General features: G+C 28.1%; 18 protein-coding genes. 12 read left to right on the top strand and 6 right to left on the bottom strand.

Going from position 1 to position 19,677, the window contains the following annotated elements; genetic code table 11:
• The first annotated feature begins 144 nt into the window (after positions 1–144).
• The 3 genes from DS884_RS18180 (at position 145) to DS884_RS18170 (ending at position 2,083) form a co-directional block, all read left to right on the top strand.
• Positions 145–339, top strand: a complete 195-nt coding sequence (locus DS884_RS18180) for a hypothetical protein (protein ID WP_113787771.1) — start codon at positions 145–147, stop codon at positions 337–339.
• A gap of 192 nt (positions 340–531) precedes the next feature.
• Positions 532–1,821: an HlyD family secretion protein gene (locus DS884_RS18175; protein WP_093869923.1), complete on the top strand. Its 1,290-nt coding sequence runs from the start codon at positions 532–534 to the stop codon at positions 1,819–1,821.
• Between the two features lie 82 nt (positions 1,822–1,903).
• Positions 1,904–2,083, top strand: a complete 180-nt coding sequence (locus DS884_RS18170; RefSeq protein ID WP_093869077.1) for a hypothetical protein — start codon at positions 1,904–1,906, stop codon at positions 2,081–2,083.
• A gap of 74 nt (positions 2,084–2,157) precedes the next feature.
• Here the strand turns inward: DS884_RS18170 and DS884_RS18165 are convergent, their stop codons facing one another.
• Positions 2,158–3,585 (bottom strand): LGFP repeat-containing protein, encoded by a 1,428-nt coding sequence (locus DS884_RS18165; protein ID WP_113787770.1) that lies wholly within the window; start codon positions 3,583–3,585, stop codon positions 2,158–2,160.
• A gap of 300 nt (positions 3,586–3,885) precedes the next feature.
• On the opposite strand from DS884_RS18165, the gene DS884_RS18160 reads away from it, so the two are divergent.
• From DS884_RS18160 to DS884_RS18150, 3 genes are all read left to right on the top strand, one after another.
• On the top strand, positions 3,886–4,596 hold the full coding sequence (locus DS884_RS18160) for a TIGR00730 family Rossman fold protein (RefSeq protein WP_093869078.1): 711 nt from the start codon (positions 3,886–3,888) through the stop codon (positions 4,594–4,596).
• 59 nt (positions 4,597–4,655) lie between these two features.
• Entirely contained in the window at positions 4,656–7,478 is a 2,823-nt protein-coding gene (locus DS884_RS18155) for an aminopeptidase (RefSeq protein WP_233487191.1), read from the top strand.
• A gap of 118 nt (positions 7,479–7,596) precedes the next feature.
• A complete protein-coding gene (locus DS884_RS18150) occupies positions 7,597–10,050 on the top strand; it encodes a thiamine pyrophosphate-dependent enzyme (protein ID WP_113787769.1) in 2,454 nt (817 codons plus the stop codon).
• A 75-nt stretch (positions 10,051–10,125) separates the two neighbouring features.
• On the opposite strand, the gene DS884_RS18145 is transcribed toward DS884_RS18150, so the two are convergent.
• Entirely contained in the window at positions 10,126–10,863 is a 738-nt protein-coding gene (locus tag DS884_RS18145) for an SH3 domain-containing protein (protein WP_113787768.1), read from the bottom strand.
• A gap of 58 nt (positions 10,864–10,921) precedes the next feature.
• Positions 10,922–12,205 carry a DUF2851 family protein gene (locus tag DS884_RS18140; RefSeq protein WP_113787767.1) on the bottom strand — a complete coding sequence of 428 codons (1,284 nt, stop codon included), beginning with the start codon at positions 12,203–12,205 and terminating at the stop codon, positions 10,922–10,924.
• A gap of 264 nt (positions 12,206–12,469) precedes the next feature.
• Between DS884_RS18140 and DS884_RS18135 the strand changes: the two genes are divergently transcribed.
• Entirely contained in the window at positions 12,470–13,099 is a 630-nt protein-coding gene (locus DS884_RS18135; RefSeq protein ID WP_113787766.1) for an NAD(P)H-dependent oxidoreductase, read from the top strand.
• A 63-nt stretch (positions 13,100–13,162) separates the two neighbouring features.
• Here the strand turns inward: DS884_RS18135 and DS884_RS18130 are convergent, their stop codons facing one another.
• Together DS884_RS18130 and DS884_RS18125 are read right to left on the bottom strand one after the other, a co-directional pair.
• Positions 13,163–14,377 carry a sensor histidine kinase gene (locus DS884_RS18130; protein ID WP_158530881.1) on the bottom strand — a complete coding sequence of 405 codons (1,215 nt, stop codon included), beginning with the start codon at positions 14,375–14,377 and terminating at the stop codon, positions 13,163–13,165.
• Positions 14,378–14,430: 53 nt separating this feature from the next.
• Positions 14,431–15,108: a response regulator transcription factor gene (locus DS884_RS18125; RefSeq protein ID WP_093869084.1), complete on the bottom strand. Its 678-nt coding sequence runs from the start codon at positions 15,106–15,108 to the stop codon at positions 14,431–14,433.
• A gap of 167 nt (positions 15,109–15,275) precedes the next feature.
• Between DS884_RS18125 and DS884_RS18120 the strand changes: the two genes are divergently transcribed.
• From DS884_RS18120 to DS884_RS18610, 5 genes are all read left to right on the top strand, one after another.
• Entirely contained in the window at positions 15,276–15,641 is a 366-nt protein-coding gene (locus DS884_RS18120) for a hypothetical protein (protein WP_093869085.1), read from the top strand.
• A 187-nt stretch (positions 15,642–15,828) separates the two neighbouring features.
• Positions 15,829–16,518: a hypothetical protein gene (locus DS884_RS18115; protein WP_158530880.1), complete on the top strand. Its 690-nt coding sequence runs from the start codon at positions 15,829–15,831 to the stop codon at positions 16,516–16,518.
• A gap of 20 nt (positions 16,519–16,538) precedes the next feature.
• Positions 16,539–17,165, top strand: a complete 627-nt coding sequence (locus DS884_RS18110; RefSeq protein ID WP_093869087.1) for an outer membrane beta-barrel protein — start codon at positions 16,539–16,541, stop codon at positions 17,163–17,165.
• Between the two features lie 157 nt (positions 17,166–17,322).
• A complete protein-coding gene (locus DS884_RS18105; RefSeq protein ID WP_113787764.1) occupies positions 17,323–18,765 on the top strand; it encodes a sodium:solute symporter in 1,443 nt (480 codons plus the stop codon).
• Positions 18,758–18,913, top strand: coding sequence for a hypothetical protein (locus DS884_RS18610; protein ID WP_176974339.1), 156 nt, complete (start codon positions 18,758–18,760; stop codon positions 18,911–18,913). Before DS884_RS18105 ends, DS884_RS18610 begins: the two co-directional genes overlap by 8 nt.
• 31 nt (positions 18,914–18,944) lie before the next feature.
• Here the strand turns inward: DS884_RS18610 and DS884_RS18100 are convergent, their stop codons facing one another.
• Entirely contained in the window at positions 18,945–19,577 is a 633-nt protein-coding gene (locus tag DS884_RS18100; RefSeq protein ID WP_233487190.1) for a hypothetical protein, read from the bottom strand.
• Positions 19,578–19,677 lie beyond the last annotated feature (100 nt).

Here is a 19,677-nt window from a genome sequence, read left to right as displayed (position 1 = left end):
GAGGAATGAAATAACGAAGTTCTCTCTTTAAAATTAGATCACTCCATTGGTCATGACAAAAATATTCTCTCGCGAGGAATAGACATATACCTTGAATGTCTTAAAATGATCAAGGGTTTAACAAACCAATTAAATCTTTTTAAAATGAAAAAATCAATTTTAAATTTAGGAAAAACCATAAACAAAGCTGAACAAAAAGAAATCAATGGAGGACGAAGAGCTTGCTCTCCTTTCTTTTTCTGTGCTTTTGACTGTGAAGATGGAGACGCTTGCGCTGTTCCAAATGGAATGGGTGGTGCCAACAGAGGTACAATAGTTAACGGACAATGTTGTTTATAAAAGAATAAAAATTGTTTTTTATAACAATAATTCCTTACAAATAGTAAAATTCCGACAGCTAACCAAACTAAAATAATTAGGTATTTTATTACAATTAGGTTAAATAAAAAGCAATTACAATTCAATAATTAAACTATTAAAAATCAATACAGGTTCTCATATAAGAATCTGTATTGATTAAAATTTAAATATATGCCAGAAAATAATCAAGACATAGAAATACGAAGTGAAGAAGTACAAGAAATATTAAGTTATGTGCCTAATTGGATGATTCGTTGGGGAAACACTTTGTTTTTTTTATTAATTATCATGTTATTGTTCATTTCTTGGTTTGTAAAATATCCTGATGTAATAGCAACAGAGGTAATGGTAACTACTTCTTTTCCCCCAGAGAAAATCTATGCAAAATCAGCTGGCCAATTTGAAGTTTTTTTAACACATGAAGGGAAAAAAGTAACTAAAAATGAAGTATTAGCTGTCATAGAAAATAGTGCTTCTTATAAAGATGTTTTATTATTAAAAAGTATTACAGATACAATAAATAAAGAAAAAGAAATTTTTTCTTTTCCCATTGATAAGTTACCTCCTTTATTATTAGGAGATATTACAACCAGTTATTCTCAATTTGAAAATCAATATTCCGAATATGTTTTAAATAAAGAATTAACACCATACAAATCAGAATCTTTTGCTAACAGGATGACTGTTATTGAAGCTAAACAACGATTACAAATTTTACGTTCCCAAAGAGAGTTTAGCAGAAAAGAACTAGAAATAAAACAAAAAGATTTAGAACGAAGTATAAAAATGTTTAACGAAGGTGTTATTTCAGCTAAAGAAAAAGAGCAAAAAGAAATAGAAATATTACAATCGAAAAGGTCTTATGAAAATTCAGAAAGTTCAATTTCTCAATTAAGAGAGTTTATTAATAATTCAAAGAAAAACTTAGTAGGAACTACTATTAAGAAAACACAAAACGACACTCGTTTAAAGAAAAAGGCTATTCAGTCGTTTTTATATTTACAAAAAGCAATAAAAGATTGGCTTAAGCAATACGCTTTAACTAGCTCAATAAATGGAAAAGTTTCATTTTTAACATTCTGGAGTGAAAATCAAACTGTAAAAACAGGAGATTTAATATTTACAATAATTCCCGAAAAAAGTGATTCTTTTATTGGGAAAATAAAAGCACCTGCAGCAAATTCAGGGAAAATAAAAAAAGGCCAAAAAGTACAAATACAATTACTGAATTATCCTTCAGATGAATTTGGAGAATTAAATGGAAAGGTGAAATCAATATCTCCAATAGCAGATGCGGAAGGAAATTATTTAATAGATGTAATGTTGCCTCAAGATTTAAAAACTACTTATGATAAAAACATAGAGTTTAGGCAAGAGATGAAAGGTACAGCTAACATAATAACTGAAGATTTACGTTTGATAGAACGATTTTTCTATCAACTTAAAAATATTATTAAATAAAAGAAATTCTCTCGCGAAGAATAGACAAAACCTTGGGTGTCTTAAAATGATCAAGGATTACTAAATTCTAAATTTTTTAATCATGAAAAAACAAATTTTAAACTTAGGTAAAACGTTAAATCGAATTGAACAAAAACAAATTAATGGAGGAAGGTTTATTTGTTGTTATAACAATCCAATTTGTCCTCCAACAAATGAAACTTCATGTATAGTAATAGCAGGAAGATGTCATTATATAGCTGGAGAAGGTGTTTCTTGTTAAGAAAAGCTTTAATTAAAAAAGAGTTGGTTTGAAGCCAACTCTTTTATATATTAATTATTTAATAAACAAATCTATTACATTTTATCAAGCTTTTTTTGCGCAACTAAGGCTGCAAAACTTCCTAATACATCACCTTTAAAATATAATTTTATCCCTCCATTTTTCATCACTTTAAAACTTAAAAAACCTGTGTTTTTAGGTACATCTCCTAATTCAAAAGGTTTATTAAACCCCTCTAAAACTGCTTTTTTTAATCCTTTTAATAATTTATCATGCCCTACTCCCGATGTATGGATATGCCAATGATCTAATCTTGCTTTTAAAGTACATGCTACTTTTCCATCTGGATTTTTATCACTCTCAAAAGCAATTCTTAACGTTATTGTATATGAAGGATTAGGAATAAAAAAAATACCACTCTCATAATTACCGCTAATTTTGAAAGTAACCTTTCTATTTTTACTACGTGTAAAATCATACCCAGTATCACTAACGGTTGAAATACGTACAGATTCAACATTTAAATCTTTCTGATCCTTTGCTTTTTCTTTAAATATTTTCTCAAACATTTTTCTAACTTTTGCACCGCTTAAAGATGCTGTATGAGGCTTTATTGATTTATTTTTTGTCCAATAAATAACTCCATTTTGAAAATCGCTAAACCATTCTGCTTTGCTTGGATCAATTCTAATTTCATCAGAAGTAGGATAACCAAAAGTACCTCTCTCCCAACCTGTCTTAGCCCAAGTATGACGAATTCCTCCTCTAACTAATTTTGGACCAGTTGTAGGATGCCAATATATACTTCCATTACCAGTAAAATGATTAAACTTCCCCCTTCCATCTGGAGTTGTAGTTTCATCGGTTGCTGGTATAACTAAATCATTATTTGGACCTCCAACAGAATTATACTTTTGCCTAATTGCTCCATGTATTTCGTGAGGTCCTGTTTGTGGAGAGCAATAAATGTCACACTTTTGAAAAGTTACTCTCTTTCCTCCTCTTACTGATGTAGGGCTATTAATATTTGACGTAGCACTTCCTGTAAAACCACTCCCCAATGTTTGTGCTTTTGCCTTAATACTATTTTCACAATCAGTTTCATCTATCACTACATTTGACACCTGTAATGTAATATCAGCATAATCTCCTCCTTCATCAGTATTTCTAACTCTAAATGATATTGTTTTATTTTCATTTATACCTACAAGTGTATTTTTTGAAGCCTTACCATCTAAATCTCTACTATTAGTTGAAGCTCCCTCGTAAAGTTTTGCTGATTCTTTAATTGATAATGTACCATTTGTATTTTGTTGGAAGTTAATAGTTAGTTCTATCCGAACTTCTCCTCCACATTTCCCCATGAAAAACAGTTGATTCGTTTTTTTTGAACTATCTAAAAGAAATATCCCTGAATTTCTAACAGTTCTTCGTTCATTAGATCCGAAAGTTTCATGATCTACTATATTCATTACTGATGAATAACTTATTTTGTTTTGCATTTTTAAATTATTTTAAGTTAATTTTTTGTTTTACAAAGCAAGCATCAAAATCGCCTTAAAAAAAACATAAAACACTGTTTTAAAACATGTTAAATACTATTTTTTATACATTCAATAACCTCAAAAAGCAATAGGTAAAACTCTAAATTAAGTCACCATAAATAACGATTACTATTGTTCTTTGATTTTAGAAGTAAATTTTTACTATAAATTATTTTATCATTATCAATGTATAACAACAAAAAACACTAAATTAGCAGGCTTTCTTCGAAAGAAATTAAATTTAAAAATTACATGAGTATGAGTCCAAATGACGATAGAAAAATTAGAGAAAAATTACAACAGAAAACTTGGAATGAAGTAAAAACAAATGACTCTTGGGCCATTTTTAAGATAATGGCAGAATTTGTTGAAGGATATGAAAAACTTAGTAAAATAGGACCATGTGTATCTATTTTTGGTTCTGCACGTACAAAGCCTGATCATCCATATTATAAATTAGCTGAAGAAGTTGCTTTTAAATTAACACAAAGCGGATTTGGTGTTATTACTGGTGGTGGACCTGGTATTATGGAAGCTGGTAATAAAGGTGCAAATAGAGGAAAAGGTACCTCTGTTGGACTTAATATAGAGTTACCTTTTGAACAACATGATAATCCTTGGATTGATCAAGGAAAAAGTTTAGATTTCGACTACTTTTTTGTTAGAAAAGTTATGTTTGTAAAGTATTCTCAAGGTTTTGTTGTTATGCCTGGTGGTTTTGGTACTTTAGATGAACTTTTTGAAGCTATCACTCTTATTCAAACTAAAAAAATAGGTCGTTTCCCTATTGTTTTAGTTGGTAAAAAATTCTGGAGCGGATTAATTGACTGGGTTAAAAACACTCTTATTGAGGAGGGAAATATTAGTCCTGAAGATTTAAATTTATTTAGAATTGTAGATACAGCAGATGAGGCCGTTGAGCATTTTAATAAATTCTATGCTAAATATGAATTAAAGCCTAACTTCTAAAAAAATAAACTATATTTAAAACTCGTTACCTATGTAACGAGTTTTTATTTTTTGGTATTTTGAAAAACACTTCTTTTTATTATTTTCTTTTATTCATTTTAAACTGCGCTATAGGTATAGCGCAAACAAATTCAATAAAATCAGTAATACGTTTAAATGATAGTGTTAATACATTAGATATTCAGCAAAAAATAATTTTTTACAATAAATCGGACACTCCTCTAAAAAAAATATTTCTACACAATTGGGCTAATAGCTTTAAAAACAATAACACTCCTCTAGGAAAACGCTTCATTGAAGATTATCAAAAAGATTTTTATTTCTCCAAAAAAAAAGAAAAGGGCTATTCTAAAATTAAAAATCTAACTCTTAATTACCTAAAAGTTCCATTTAAAGAGCTTGAAAACCATTCAGATATCATTGAAGTATCTTTAAAAAAACCTTTAAAACCAAAAGATAGCGTCAGAATTTCTATTATGTACACTATCAAAGTTCCGAGTGCTAAATTTACTGGTTATGGAAAAACTAAAATGGGTTATCATTTACGCTTTTGGCAAATAGTTCCAGCCATATACAATGAAAAGTGGCACATTATGAGTAATTTGAATATTGATGATTTATACCAAGATGTTGCTAATTATGTTATTAAAATAGAAATACCCAAGAAATACACTTTAGAAAGTAACCTATATCAATCTGAAATTAAAAAAGAAAATACTACTAGTTACCACCTAGTTGGTAATAAAAAGAAAGATATTATTCTGCATATCAATCAGGGAAAAAAATTCAAATCTTTTAAAACAAAAACTCAAGAAATTAAAACTGATGCTTATACTAAGAATATATCATTAAAAACTACTACTAGTATTATTACAAAACAAATTCAATTTATAGAAAGTTATATAGGTAAACACCCACATACAGAAATTTTTGTTGATGCTAATACTATTAATAAAAACTCTTTACATGAAATATATGGACTACCGAGTTGGCTTAAACCATTTCCTAAAAACTTTAGGTGGGAAATTAACTTTTTTAAAGCCTTAAGTTCTAAATACATTAATGATATTTTACTTCATAATCAACGTAATGACTATTGGTTTTCTGATGGACTACAAACATTTTTAATGATGGAGTATTTAAAAAAGCATCATCCTAAAACAACGATTCTAGGTAAATATTCAAATTACTGGCCTTTAAAATTTTATAATATAAGTAAACTTAAACAAGGTGATAAATTTGCTTTTGTATATCAATTTAGCGCTAGAAGGTTTTATGACCAATCATTATCAACACCAGCTGACTCTTTATCGAACTTTAACCGAAAAATTGTTAGTAAATATAAAATAGGCTTAGGCTTTAAATATTTACAAGATTTTATTGGTGATAGTATTTTTCAAAAATCTATTAAAAAATATTTATTCAAAAATCACTTAAAAACAGCACCAAGTACTTCTTTCAAATCTATTTTAAAAAATAACACCAAGAAAGACTTAAATTGGTTTTATACTGATTATTTAAAAACAACAAAAAAAATAGATTATAAAATTACTTCTATAAAAGAAAACCAACAAAAAGACTCTTTACTTGTAACAATAAAAAATAAGCGTAATTTCTCGGCTCCAGTAGCTTTATATGGTATTAATAACAAGAAAATTAAATTTAAAAAATGGGTTACTAATATCGATTCGATAAAGACTATTAAAATAAAAAAAGGAAATTTTAATAAACTAGCCTTAAACTATGAGAATATTTATCCTGAATATAATTCTCTTAACAACTTTAGAACAACAGATAATAAATTGTTGAGTAAACCTTTTCAATTAAGATTTTTAAAAGATGTTGAAGACCCCTACTACAATCAAATTTTTTATAAACCTGATTTTAAATATAATTTATACGACGGAGTCATTTTAGGAATTAAAATAAACAACCAACCAATTATTCCTCATAATTTTAACTTTTCAATAACTCCAAACTATAGTACGAAAAGCAAAAACTTTACGGGAGCTTTTTCTATAGGATATGATCATTTTATGCAAAATTCATCTATCTATAAAATCAGATACGGTATTAGTGGTAGTAATTTTCATTATGCTCCTGAATTAGGTTATAACTCACTAGCCCCTTTTGTAAGTATTTCTTTTAGAAGAAAAACACTAAGAGATGTGGGGTCAAAATTTTTGACTACTCGATTATTTTATATTAATAAAGAAGTAGAACCTGGAGCTGAAATCACCGAAAGGGATAGGTACAAAGTACTTAACTTTAGATATATCTACAACAAACCTAATATTATTAAAAGACTTCAATATGCAGTTAATTTTGAATTGGGTAATAACTTTACAAAGTTATCTACTGATGTGAGGTATCGTAAGTTTTTTGCTTCAGACAAAAGTTATGATTTTCGTTTTTTTGGCGGAATGTTTATTACCAATAATTCTATTGGTGATTATTTTAGTTTTGGATTAAACAGAAGCTCTGATTACTTATTTGAGCATAATTTATTTGGAAGATCAGAAAGTTCTGGGCTTTTTAGCCAACAATTTGTTATTTCTGATGCAGGATTTAAATCAAAATACAATACCCCAAAAACAGCTAATCAGTTTATACTAGCTGCGAATTCTAGCGTTAGTATTTGGAAATGGACTCAGGTTTATAATGATATTGCCATGTTAAAAAACAGAAACCAATCACCTGAGTTTTTCTATGAAAATGGAATTAAAATTAATTTTATCCCTAATATCTTTGAATTTTACTTCCCTATATATACAAATCAAGGTTGGGAAATAAATAAATCTGCATATCCTTCAAAAATAAGATTTGTAATTACAACTAATATTGATAGGATTTATAATTTTATACGAAGAGGTTTATTATAGAATATTCAAAAATACTTCAAATTTCATCTTTTTATTGAGAAATATTCAATAAAAAGATTGATTTTTAAAATTCAATTAAAAAAACTATCTTTGTAACCGTTCCTAAATTTGATGACTTATGATGCAAAGTACCGAAATAGCTAATACTCAAAAACTTTCTTTTAATGATTTTAAAAAAGAAGTACTAAACGATTACAAAATTGCTCGTATTAGTAGAGAGTGTAGTTTACTTGGTCGTAGAGAAGTATTGACAGGAAAAGCAAAATTCGGAATTTTTGGTGATGGTAAAGAAGTTCCACAATTAGCCATGGCTAAAGCCTTTAAAAATGGAGATTTCCGTTCTGGGTATTACCGTGATCAAACTTTTATGATGGCTATTGGAGAATTAACTGCTCAACAATTTTTTGCGGGTTTATATGCTCATGCTGATATCAACCAAGATCCTATGTCTGCTGGACGTCAAATGGGAGGTCATTTTGCAACACATTCATTAAACGAAAATGGTGAATGGAAAAACTTAACTGCTCAAAAAAACTCGTCTTCAGATATTTCTCCTACTGCTGGTCAAATGCCACGTTTATTAGGATTAGCTCAAGCTTCTAAAATTTACAGAAATGTTAAAGGCTTAGAAAATCACACCTCATTTTCAAATGAAGGGAATGAAGTAGCTTGGGGTACTATTGGTAACGCTAGTACAAGTGAAGGGCTCTTTTTTGAAACTATTAATGCTGCTGGAGTATTACAAGTTCCTATGGTTATGAATGTTTGGGATGATGAATATGGAATTTCTGTTCATGCAAAGCATCAAACGACTAAAGAAAGTATTTCAGAAATATTAAAAGGTTTTCAACGAGATACTAAAAATAAAGGATATGAAATTTTTGTTGTTAACGGTTGGGATTATGTACAATTAATCGATGTTTACAACAAAGCCTCTAAAATAGCTAGGGAAGAGCATGTACCTGTATTAATTCATGTAAAAGAATTAACACAACCTCAAGGTCATTCAACTTCTGGTTCACATGAAAGATATAAATCTAAAGAACGTTTACAATGGGAACAAGATTTTGATTGTGTTACTCAAATGCGTAAATGGATTTTAGAGTTTGAATTACAAGATGAGGATGGCAAAGTATTAAAATTTGTTGATTCAGAAGAAGATTTAATAAATATAGAAAAAGAGTCTAAAAAATCAGTTAGTAAAGCTAAAAGAGATGCTTGGGCAGCTTTTACTGGAGAAATAAAAGCTGAAACAAAAACAGCTATCAGTTTACTTACTAGAATTTCAGAGAAAAGTAGTAATGGTACATTTATTTCTAAATTAAAAAATGATTTAGAAGCTATTAATGAACCTATCCGTAAAGATATTCTAATTGCTACTCGTAAAACTCTACGATATTTAAAAGATGAAAACTTTTCTGAAAAAATAGAACTTCAAAACTTTATTAAAAAATATTTACAAGAAGCATATTCTAAGTACTCTTCTCATTTAATGAGTGAAACTGAATTAGCTACTGGGAATATTACTGAAGTAGCTCCAGAATATACTAGTGAAGAAAAACTAGTAGATGCTAGAGTTATTATGCGTGATAACTTTGATGCAATCTTAAAAAAGCACCCTGAAGTATTAATTTTTGGAGAAGATGCTGGTTACATTGGAGATGTTAATCAAGGGCTAGAAGGCTTACAAGAAAAATTTGGTGAATTCCGTGTTTCTGATACTGGAATTAGAGAAGCTACTATTTTAGGACAAGGTATTGGTATGGCAATGCGTGGTTTAAGACCGATTGCTGAAATACAATATCTAGATTACCTTTTGTATGCTTTGCAAATAATGAGTGACGATTTAGCTACGCTACGTTACCGTACTTTTGGTAAACAAAAAGCTCCTTTAATTATCCGTACTAGAGGACATCGTTTAGAAGGTATTTGGCATGCTGGTTCTCCAATGGGAGGAATAATAAATAATGTAAGAGGTATTCATGTTTTAGTTCCAAGAAACATGACTAAAGCTGCAGGTTTTTACAACACTTTATTAGAAGGTGATGATCCAGCTTTAGTAATAGAGTGCTTAAACGGCTATCGTTTAAAAGAAGAACTACCTACCAATTTAGGCGATTTCAAAACTCCAATTGGTGTTATTGAAACAATTAAACAAGGTACAGATATTACTATAATATCATATGGTTCTACCATTCGTATTGTTGAAGAAGCAGTTAAAGATTTAGCTCAAGTAGGAATAAGTGTTGAAATCATTGATGCTCAAAGTTTATTACCTTTTGATTTAAATCATGACACTGTTAAGTCAATAGCAAAAACAAACAGGTTATTAGTAGTTGATGAAGATGTTCCTGGAGGAGCTTCAGCTTATTTATTACAAGAAATTGTAGAAACTCAAAATGGATATAAACATTTAGATAGTAAACCTGCAACATTAACTTCTAAAGCACACAGACCTGCTTATGGGACAGATGGAGATTATTTCTCTAAACCATCTGCAGAAGATGTATTTGAAAAAGTGTATGAAATTATGCATGAATCTAACCCTGAAAAATTCAAAAGTCTTTACTAAACAAAGATTTACACATAATAAAAAAGCGTTTTTAGAAATTTCTAAAAACGCTTTTTTATTAGTTAAGTTTATATATTATTTAGCTACTTCTTCTACCTTAACATCTTTTACATCGATAGCTACATTTTTTGTTTTGTAATCAGCAATTTTACTTTTCAAAACATTAATAAATTTTGAAGAAGATAAATCTTGATTATTAATAACCTCTTCTAATGCTTTGATTCTTTCCGTCATTGTTGATTTAGACATTGCTGATCTGGCAAATTTAGCAGTAGCTATATCTATTTCATCATTTGATATATTAGATGATTTTATCCAACCTTCTTCAATATACTCTCCCTCCGCTCTACGACCTTTAACCTTCATCCAATCACCTTTATTCTCTGTTACAGCTATAATATCCATTACACTGTATTTTTTATCAGTTTTAGTAAGTAAATCTGGCCTTTTATACATACTTGCTTCTTCTAACATAGATCCAACTTTTCCATTAACTGCTAAAAAAGTAGCTCTGGTCCATCCTTCCTTTCCATCAGTTAATTTTACTTTGTAATACAACTTCTTTGTTGTTGCATCAGTTTCTTCTTCTTCAGTAAAAGTAACAGTTTCTCCTAAACTCATAGAAGTTATCCATTTTCCTTTTGCTGAAGGAGTTTCTCTTATAGACAACTTATCAAGTAAACAAATAGCTGTACTTGTTTTCACTTCTGATTCTTCCGTTGCTGTTTCTGCTGTTTTTTCCGACTTATCGCCTCCTTTACAGCTCATAAATAAAATAGACAATGAAACAATTGTAATAAATAGTTTTTTCATTTTTAGTAAATTTTATAACAAATATATGAGTTTTACAAAAAGAACAGATTAAATGATTTTATAATATATCATTATTTCTTAACAAGTCATTCCCTATAGCACACTCCAAACAACGATATTTCTCACAATAATTATTTTTAAGTTCTAATAAGGACTGCGTTTCAAAAGCATTTTCTGAAGTTATTTTTAATTCAGAAAATTTACTGATAACACTATTTTTTTCTGGCTTCAATTCTTTTATTAAATTCAATATGTCATCTTCATTTACTCCTCCTCTGCTCTTAAAAAAAACAAACTTTAACGGAATCACTGTATTAATAATTAACAAATCAATAAATGACTTAGTTAACCTTTTAGATGATTTTTTACTCCTTGTTTCAAAAGTGTAATGTTCTTTCCAAAAATTATTGATTTCAACTAAAAACAAATCATAGAACTCATTTAGTTTTTTACACTTCATTAATTTAGAAAATAGGTTTTGATGGGTATGCATTAATGCTACTAACTGTGCAAATCGAATCGTTGGAAAATTTGCAGGCCGCATTCTAAAAAACTGAAATTGATTTTTCTTTAACGATTTTAATTGATATTTATGTTTCAAGTATTCATATTCATTTTTCAACCCTAAAAAGTATTTATTTTGGATATCCTCTTCTAAAAAACCAGCTTGTCCAAATAATAATGATGTTAAAATATATTCATCAAAACAAGTTTTTCTCAAAATTGAATAATCAAAAGATCTTGCTAATTTGAAAAACGCTTCTCCATTTACTTTTAAACCAAAATTCTTAGCTAGTAATTTAAATAACACAGCTTCATAATCATTATTAGATTCTTCTAACAGTTGGTTAACCAAAATTGATTTAGCCTCTAGCCTTTCAAAATATAATCTTTCCATCCAGTTTTTCAGTAAAAAACTATCTATAGTAGCTACTTCTTTTTCACAAGGGATCCATTTCATCCTTTTGGATACTAAATTCAAATAATTATCACTTAAATCTTTATCCACATAATGGCATAACTCTAAAGTTGGTAAGGCTTTATTATTTTTCATAAAAACCTCTGAATCATGTTCCCAAACGACATGTAATATTACTGCATCGTAATTTTCATCTGACTCATGTTGGTGTAAATACCAATCAGACGATTTTACATGTATTTCAACATTTCCAACCCAAGTTTGAGCATTTATTTGAAGTTGTGCATTTAAAAAATCGGGGCCTGAATTTGTATTCGGCATTCCTACCTTTATAACATTTAAAGACTCGTTATTGGTAGTAGTTATTTTTTGAGTACTAAATAACATGTGCAACCACACATAGTGTAAAAAATCTTCTTTCATAAAATAATTAATTAGCAATTTAATTTGATTAAAGGTATAAAAATTTCAAACAACTAGTGTTTTTTCAATTTTAACTCTATAAAAAACAGCAAAGTAAGAACAAAACACCAACATAAATAACTTTTAAAACTCCTCTCTTAAATAATCAATGTAAGTCATCTTCATTATAAATGATTAAAACAATAGCTTTATAAAATTAAACAATCATTTTTGTGTTATAATTCTTATTTCTATAGTAATTTTGTAATATAAAAAGATATATAAATGAATAGTATAGAAAATTTACAATGGCGTTATGCTGTTAAAAAATTTGACGAAAATAAATCTCTTTCAGAAACTCAAATAAATACATTAAAAGAAGCTTTTAATTTAACCGCTACTTCTTATGGTTTACAACCTATTAAATTAGTGGTTATTAAAAATAAAAGTATTCAAGAGCAATTAGTTGAGTTTTCTTGGAATCAACCTCAAGTAGCCCAAGCATCACATGTTTTAGTTATATGTATTCAAAAAAAATTTACTACAAATGACATTGACAATTATTTTTCTTTAGTTAAAAGCATTAGAAATACCCCTAATGAAATTTTAGCTCCTTTTAAAGAAATGCTTACCAATTCAATCGCTTCAAAAACTCAAGAAGAATTAAATATCTGGAATAAAAATCAAGCATATATAGCCTTAGGTAATTTAATGACTGTAGCAGCTAACGAAAGAATAGATAGTTGCCCTATGGAAGGTTTCATTCCTGAAAAATATGATGAAATTTTAGAATTAGACAAACATGGTTTAACATCTGTATTAGTACTTCCTGTAGGTTTTAGAGCTGAAGATGATTACATGAAAGACTTAAAAAAAGTTCGTAAAAAAACAGAAAACATGATAATTGATTTATAAATCAATTATCACCCCAGTATACCCTCTTCAAATAATAAATATTTTATTTAAAGAGGGCTTTTTTCATAAAAAATTAAGTGTTATAATATGACTGTTATTCTTATTGATATACTTTATGGAAAAACCATAATACTCAACGATTCTTTGTACTAATGAAAGCCCTAAACCTGTAGAGTCTTTATTAATACTTGATTTTTTAAATCTCTCAAATAATTCTATTTCATTCACTTTTAACGGTTCTCCAGTATTTTTTATAATTAAACTTGTCTTATTTAAAACTAATTCTAACTCTCCATATTCTATATTATGTTTTATAGCATTAATTATTAAATTATTAAACAAAGTATATGCTAATGCCTCATTTATTTTAACCTTATATCCCTCAACTAAGCTCATTTTTAAATTTATATTCTTCATTTGAATTAACTCCTCAACATTACTAATTATTTCTCGTAAAAAATCAGCTACATTTAATTCTAAAGTTTCAATAAATTGATTATTATCTATTTTAGATAAAAAAGACAAATTCTCTTTAAGTTTAGACAACCTATCTGTTGATTTATAAATATTATTAAGCGCTATTAACTGATGCTCTGTAAGATTAGAATCTTGAATTAATAACTCTACCTTATTTTTTATAATTGCTAACGGTGTTTGAATTTCGTGAGATATGTTTTCGGTATACTCTTTGAGGTTTTTATAGTCTTTAACAGCTTGATTTACCATTAAATCTAATGACGTATTTAGCTCTTCAAATTCGATTACTTTCGTTTTCTTAAAAAATAACGGGTTAGGTTTTTTAACATTAAACTTCCTTATTTGTTCTAATGTACTATAAAATGGTTTCCATATTTTTTTAAACACAACATTACTTATAAAGAACATCGTTAAGAAAAATAAAGCTCCGACGAAAATTATAATATCAGTAATCCCTTTTAATAAATACTCTGTAGAAAGTAGTGATTTTGCTATTGTTAAAACATAAAACTGGCCTTTTACCTCACTAGAAAAAATAATTTTTCTATAGTTCAATTCTTTTTTATAAAACTTATTATATAAAATAGTGTCTTTTACAATTGTTTCTATTTTAGGATTTTCCTTTACCTTTTTTATATAAATATTATCTCCTATATTTAAACTATAGGTACTTAGTATATTTTCATGACTATAAAGCTCCTCTATTAGCTCTTCTTTTTCTGCATATAACTTCTTATTAAATTCATTATATATTGTTTTTTTAAAAACAATATAAGAAGACGAAGCTCCAATGATTGACATTATAAACAACCCTATAAAATAATATAGATTGGAAAAATTGAGTAATTTTAACTTCATTGATCAGAAAATTTATAACCTAAGCCATATACAGTTTGAATATAATTATTACCATTTTTAGCTTCTATTTTTTTTCGAATATTTTTTAACTGCGAGTAAATAAAATCATATGAGTTGGTTCTTCCCATAATGTCTTTCCATAAATACTCCGCTATAGCATCTTTAGGTATCACTCTATTAATATTTGACATAAAATATAACATCAATTCATATTCCTTTTTAGTAAGCTTAAGACTACTACCATTAACTTTTACCCATTTTTCATCTGGGCATAGTATAATTTCTTTAAATACTATATAATTTTGTCCTTCAAATTTTTTTCTTCTAAGGATTGATTTTATTCTTGCGTTTAACTCTGCAAGATTAAATGGTTTTGTAAGGTAATCATCAGCCCCAATATCCAATCCTTTAATTTTATCATCGATAGAATTACGAGCGGATACAATAATAACTCCAGCTTTAGACCTCATCTCTTTAATTTGAGTAATTACATCTAACCCACTCCCATCTGGAAGATTGATATCTACAATAATACAATCGTACTCATCATCCCAACTTTTCTGCTTAGCAACTAGTAAATTATTAGCCAATTCACACTCATATTTCTCTTTACTTAAATATTCTAGAATAGCCTCCGCTAATAAAATTTCATCTTCAATAATTAAAATCTTCATCTTTCAAAAAAAACACAAATCTATATCTTTTCTTTCAAAAAAAGCTCTGATTATAAAGCTTTTAAAAAAAAACAAACATTTATAAAATCTACAGATTCTCTACAGAATGTAAATTTATTTTTGCCAAGATTTTAACATAACTCACTATTATTTTATTAAATATAGATATGGCAATTATAAAGAAAACAACATTACTACTATTTTTTTTCCTTTCACAAATATCATATTCTCAGACTGAAAATGATTATACAGAAGTAATAACCAATTTACGAAAAAGCTATAATTTAAAAGATAGCAAAAAAATATTTGAATCTTTTTCTTCTGATTTAAAAACTACATTCACCTTAGACAAGGTGAAACATTTTATTGAAGATTATCATAAATCGGCTGGTATTATGGGCTCTTCTTCCTTTTTGATAGATGATAATGATGCTAAAAGGTTTTTAACCGAATTTGATCATAACTCTTTACTACTAATAATTGGAATATCTCCAAATAAAAAAATTACAAAACTAATTCTTGACGATTATTAATACGATAAATTAAAATAAAATGAAAAAACCTTTTTTTTACCATAGTTACTTTGCGTTGTTTCTTATAACAATCCTTAGCCTTTTTAACAGCAATAAATCTTACGCGCAAGCTAACCCCAAATATGGTATGCTCTCTTTTAATAAAGCTATTAACATTTCAGAGAAACAAAGTATGTTAATTCAAAGAATGGCAAAAGATTATCTCTATGCTTTAGATAATCCACAAAATAAAACAGTCTTAAAAGATCTTTTAACTAGTAAAATTATTTTTGAAAAGCAAAATCAAATATTAAAAAATAATTCAAGCAGTACGCTAGTTAAAAATAGAATTGAAGCTGTTGAAAACATATGGGACAATTTTAAAAAACTTATTGAAAAAAAACCTAGTTATGAAAATGCTAAAAAGATAATTAATACTAATACACTATTACTTAACGCTTCTGAAAAAATAGCACTGTTTATCTCTGGTGAAGCAAATCAAGCTAACAAAGAAATAAGCCATAACGCAAATTTCCTTGAAAGAGATGCGAATTTAAAAAAGGTTATTATTATTTCTGGAAGACAAAGAATGCTTGCCCAAAGATTGGCTCTTTATTATTTAGCTAAAAATAAAAACTTAATAAATAAAAACTCGAAAAAAACCTTAGAAAAGACTTACGATGAAATGGAAACATTAAACACTCCATTGTTAATTTCAGATTTTGATAGTGATATGGTAGATGAAAAAATAGCAGAAACGTTAACTATCTGGGATTCTTTAAAAAAAGAGAACCTTAAAAGTAAGAAGTATAGTAATAACGAAATTTATAAAACAACAAATAAACTAACTAAAGCCTACAACAAAATAACATCGTTGTATGAGCATACTAAGTTTTAATATATAGAAATAATCAAATCATGTTTAAAAAATTACTCTTAATTATTTGTATAGTGTCCCCCTTTACAGTTATACACTCACAAGACCATCATCTTAATAAAACTCACAAGAATGATTCTTATGATGAAAAAGGTGAATTTGAAGAAGGAGACATTTTTGTATCAGCCTTATTTGGTTTTGATTCAGAAACAAAAGGCAATGAAAAAGACATTGCCGTTGAATTCTCTGGTAGACTAGGTTATTTATTTTCTAATACACTTACTGGAGGTATAAAATTAAGTTTAGATAATGAAATTATAGAAGGTACATTACATAAAAATATTGATGTTTCACATACACTAATCGGTTTGTTTGGACGATACGATTTTACCCCAGGGCATAAGTTTTCTATTTTTGGAGAACTTGGGTTTGACTATTTATCTTCAAAAAGCAAAGATGGAAATTTAGAGATAAAAGAGAATGGTTACAAAATTGGGTTAAGTCCAGGAATAACATACTTTCTCAACAAACATTTTGCTATTGAAGCTTTTTGGGGGGCTTTACAGTACCAAACAAAAAAAGTTAATGGTGAACATGAATCAACACATGAGTTTAATATCGGAATTGACTTTGAACATATAAATTTTGGTTTAGCATATAAATTTTAGGTGTCAATTTATTACAGTGCCCCGTTATTTATTTCCCTTTAACATCAGATTTATCCCCTTGGGTCTGGTGTTTTTTTTAAATAATTATTTGTTTGTAAGTTAAGTTATGAATTACGAATGTGAAATTTAGTACATTCGTAGTTCGTAATTTAAGCATATGCAACCTTTACACATTATATTACTTATTCTAGGATACTTTGGTGTTTTAATTTTCATCTCATATATTACAAGTAAATCAGCAAATAATACTACTTTTTTCAAAGCAAATAATTCATCTCCTTGGTATTTGGTTGCTTTTGGTATGATTGGAGCCTCACTTTCTGGAGTTACATTTATTTCAGTTCCAGGTTGGATTGAAGGCCAACAAATGAGCTATATGCAAATGGTATTAGGTTATGTAGTTGGATATGCTGTAATAGGTTTAGTATTACTTCCTTTATATTATCGCTTAAATTTAACTTCTATTTACACCTATTTAGAAGATAGGTTTGGTCGTTACTCATACAAAACCGGAGCTTCTTTTTTCTTATTATCAAGAACTATAGGTGCTGCATTTCGTCTATTTTTAGTTGCCAATGTTTTACAATTAATTTTGTTTAATTCTTATGGTATTCCTTTTTGGGTAACCGTAACGATTACAATTTTACTTATTTGGCTTTATACTTTTAAAGGCGGTATAAAAACAATTGTATGGACAGATACTTTACAAACATTATTTATGCTAATTGCTGTAGGAGTATGTATTGTTATGATTAAAGATGAAATGCAAATAGATAATTTATTTTCTTACATCGCTGAAAACAAACTATCCAAAACATTTTTTTTCGAAGATATAAAAGCTGGAAATTACTTTTGGAAACGCTTTTTTGCAGGCGCCTTTATAGCTATTGTTATGACTGGATTAGATCAAGATATGATGCAAAAAAACTTAACCTGCAGAAATTTAAAGGACGCACAAAAAAACATGTTTTGGTTTACTATTGTTTTAGTTGTTGTTAACTTTTTCTTTTTAGCATTAGGCATATTATTAACTGATTATGCGACAGCAAATGAAATAAACGCCCATAAAGATCAGCTATTCCCAACGATTGCAATGAGTGGTAAATTAGGTTTAGCTACTTCATTATTCTTTTTATTAGGATTAATAGCTGCTGCTTATTCTAGTGCAGATAGTGCTTTAACTTCATTAACAACATCTTTTAGCATTGATATATTAGAAATTGATAAAAAAGACGATAAGCATGAAAAAGAAAACGTTCGTAAAAAAATCCATGTATTATTTTCTCTTATACTAATTGTTACTATTCTGTTTTTTAAATATGTTATCGCAGATGATAGTGTAATTTCTAACATATTTAAAGCTGCGGGTTATACATATGGACCCTTACTTGGCTTGTACGCTTTTGGGTTATTTACTAAATTTAATGTAAAAGACAAACTAGTTCCTCTAATTTGTATCATTTCTCCATTTTTAGCATTTGAAATAAACTATCTAACCAATTATTTATGGAAATTTGATTTTGAATTTTTTATTCTAATTTTAAATGGACTTCTTACTTTCCTAGGATTACTAGCTATTAAAACTTCAAAAAATGGCTAAAAAAGGAAAAGCAAAAAACACTGTTAATAAAGCGAAACATACTCGTTTAATGAAACAGAAAGAAAATAAACTTCGTTTAGAAAAACAACGTACTAAAGAACGTTTAAAGTCTATCATTAAAAAAGTAAATGAACAAAAAGAGAATTAAGTTTTAATTTATTTAAGAAGAGTTAACATCGCTATTTAACTACAAAAACAACATTTATTAACGAATTCAAATCAGTTGGTTGCCCTATTATATTACCTGTAAGAACACCCGCATCTGTAATTGATAATCCACTAAAAACTGCTGGGTCAGCATAAGTAACATAATAATATAAATCTCCTGCTGCGTATGTAGGTATTGCATTTGGAGCTGAAGTACTCTTTGCTGTTGGTGTTGCAAACTGCAAGGTATATTGACTGTATAAATTAACTGTAAATGTAGGATTAGCAGTAGAAATAGCTATTGAAGGTGGGTAAAACACTCGAGCTGCTTTTGATGTTATTGGAGCTATCGCTTGAACCACTTCTTCAACAGTACTTTCATTACCTGCGCCTGGCTCTCCTGTTATATTATTTACATCCACTGGTGTTACAATACTTACTTGAGATGCATTTTGACTACCGTCTTGTTTTTGCCAACCTGTACTTGTAAACCTATATACTTCTTGGTCTGTAGTATTAAACAATAAAGAACCAATACTAACTCCGGTAAGTGAAACCATTTCTGCATTTGTTGCAGTTGGAAGCCCCATTAAAGAATTAGCATCTATTTGACCAAAAACTGAAAAAGACACAAAAATGAAAAAAAATAGTATTTTTATTTTCATAAAATAAATATTTAGTTTCTAGAGTTTAATCTCTAAAAATAGCCAGGCTATAAAAATACAGTAATTTTTTAGGAACTAAAAAAAATGATAGTATATTTAT

This window comes from Tenacibaculum sp. E3R01, from assembly GCF_003318185.1.
Lineage (GTDB): Bacteria > Bacteroidota > Bacteroidia > Flavobacteriales > Flavobacteriaceae > Polaribacter > Polaribacter halocynthiae.
Note: the sequence above shows the minus strand (reverse complement) of the source record. Positions and strands in the feature narration are given on the sequence as shown.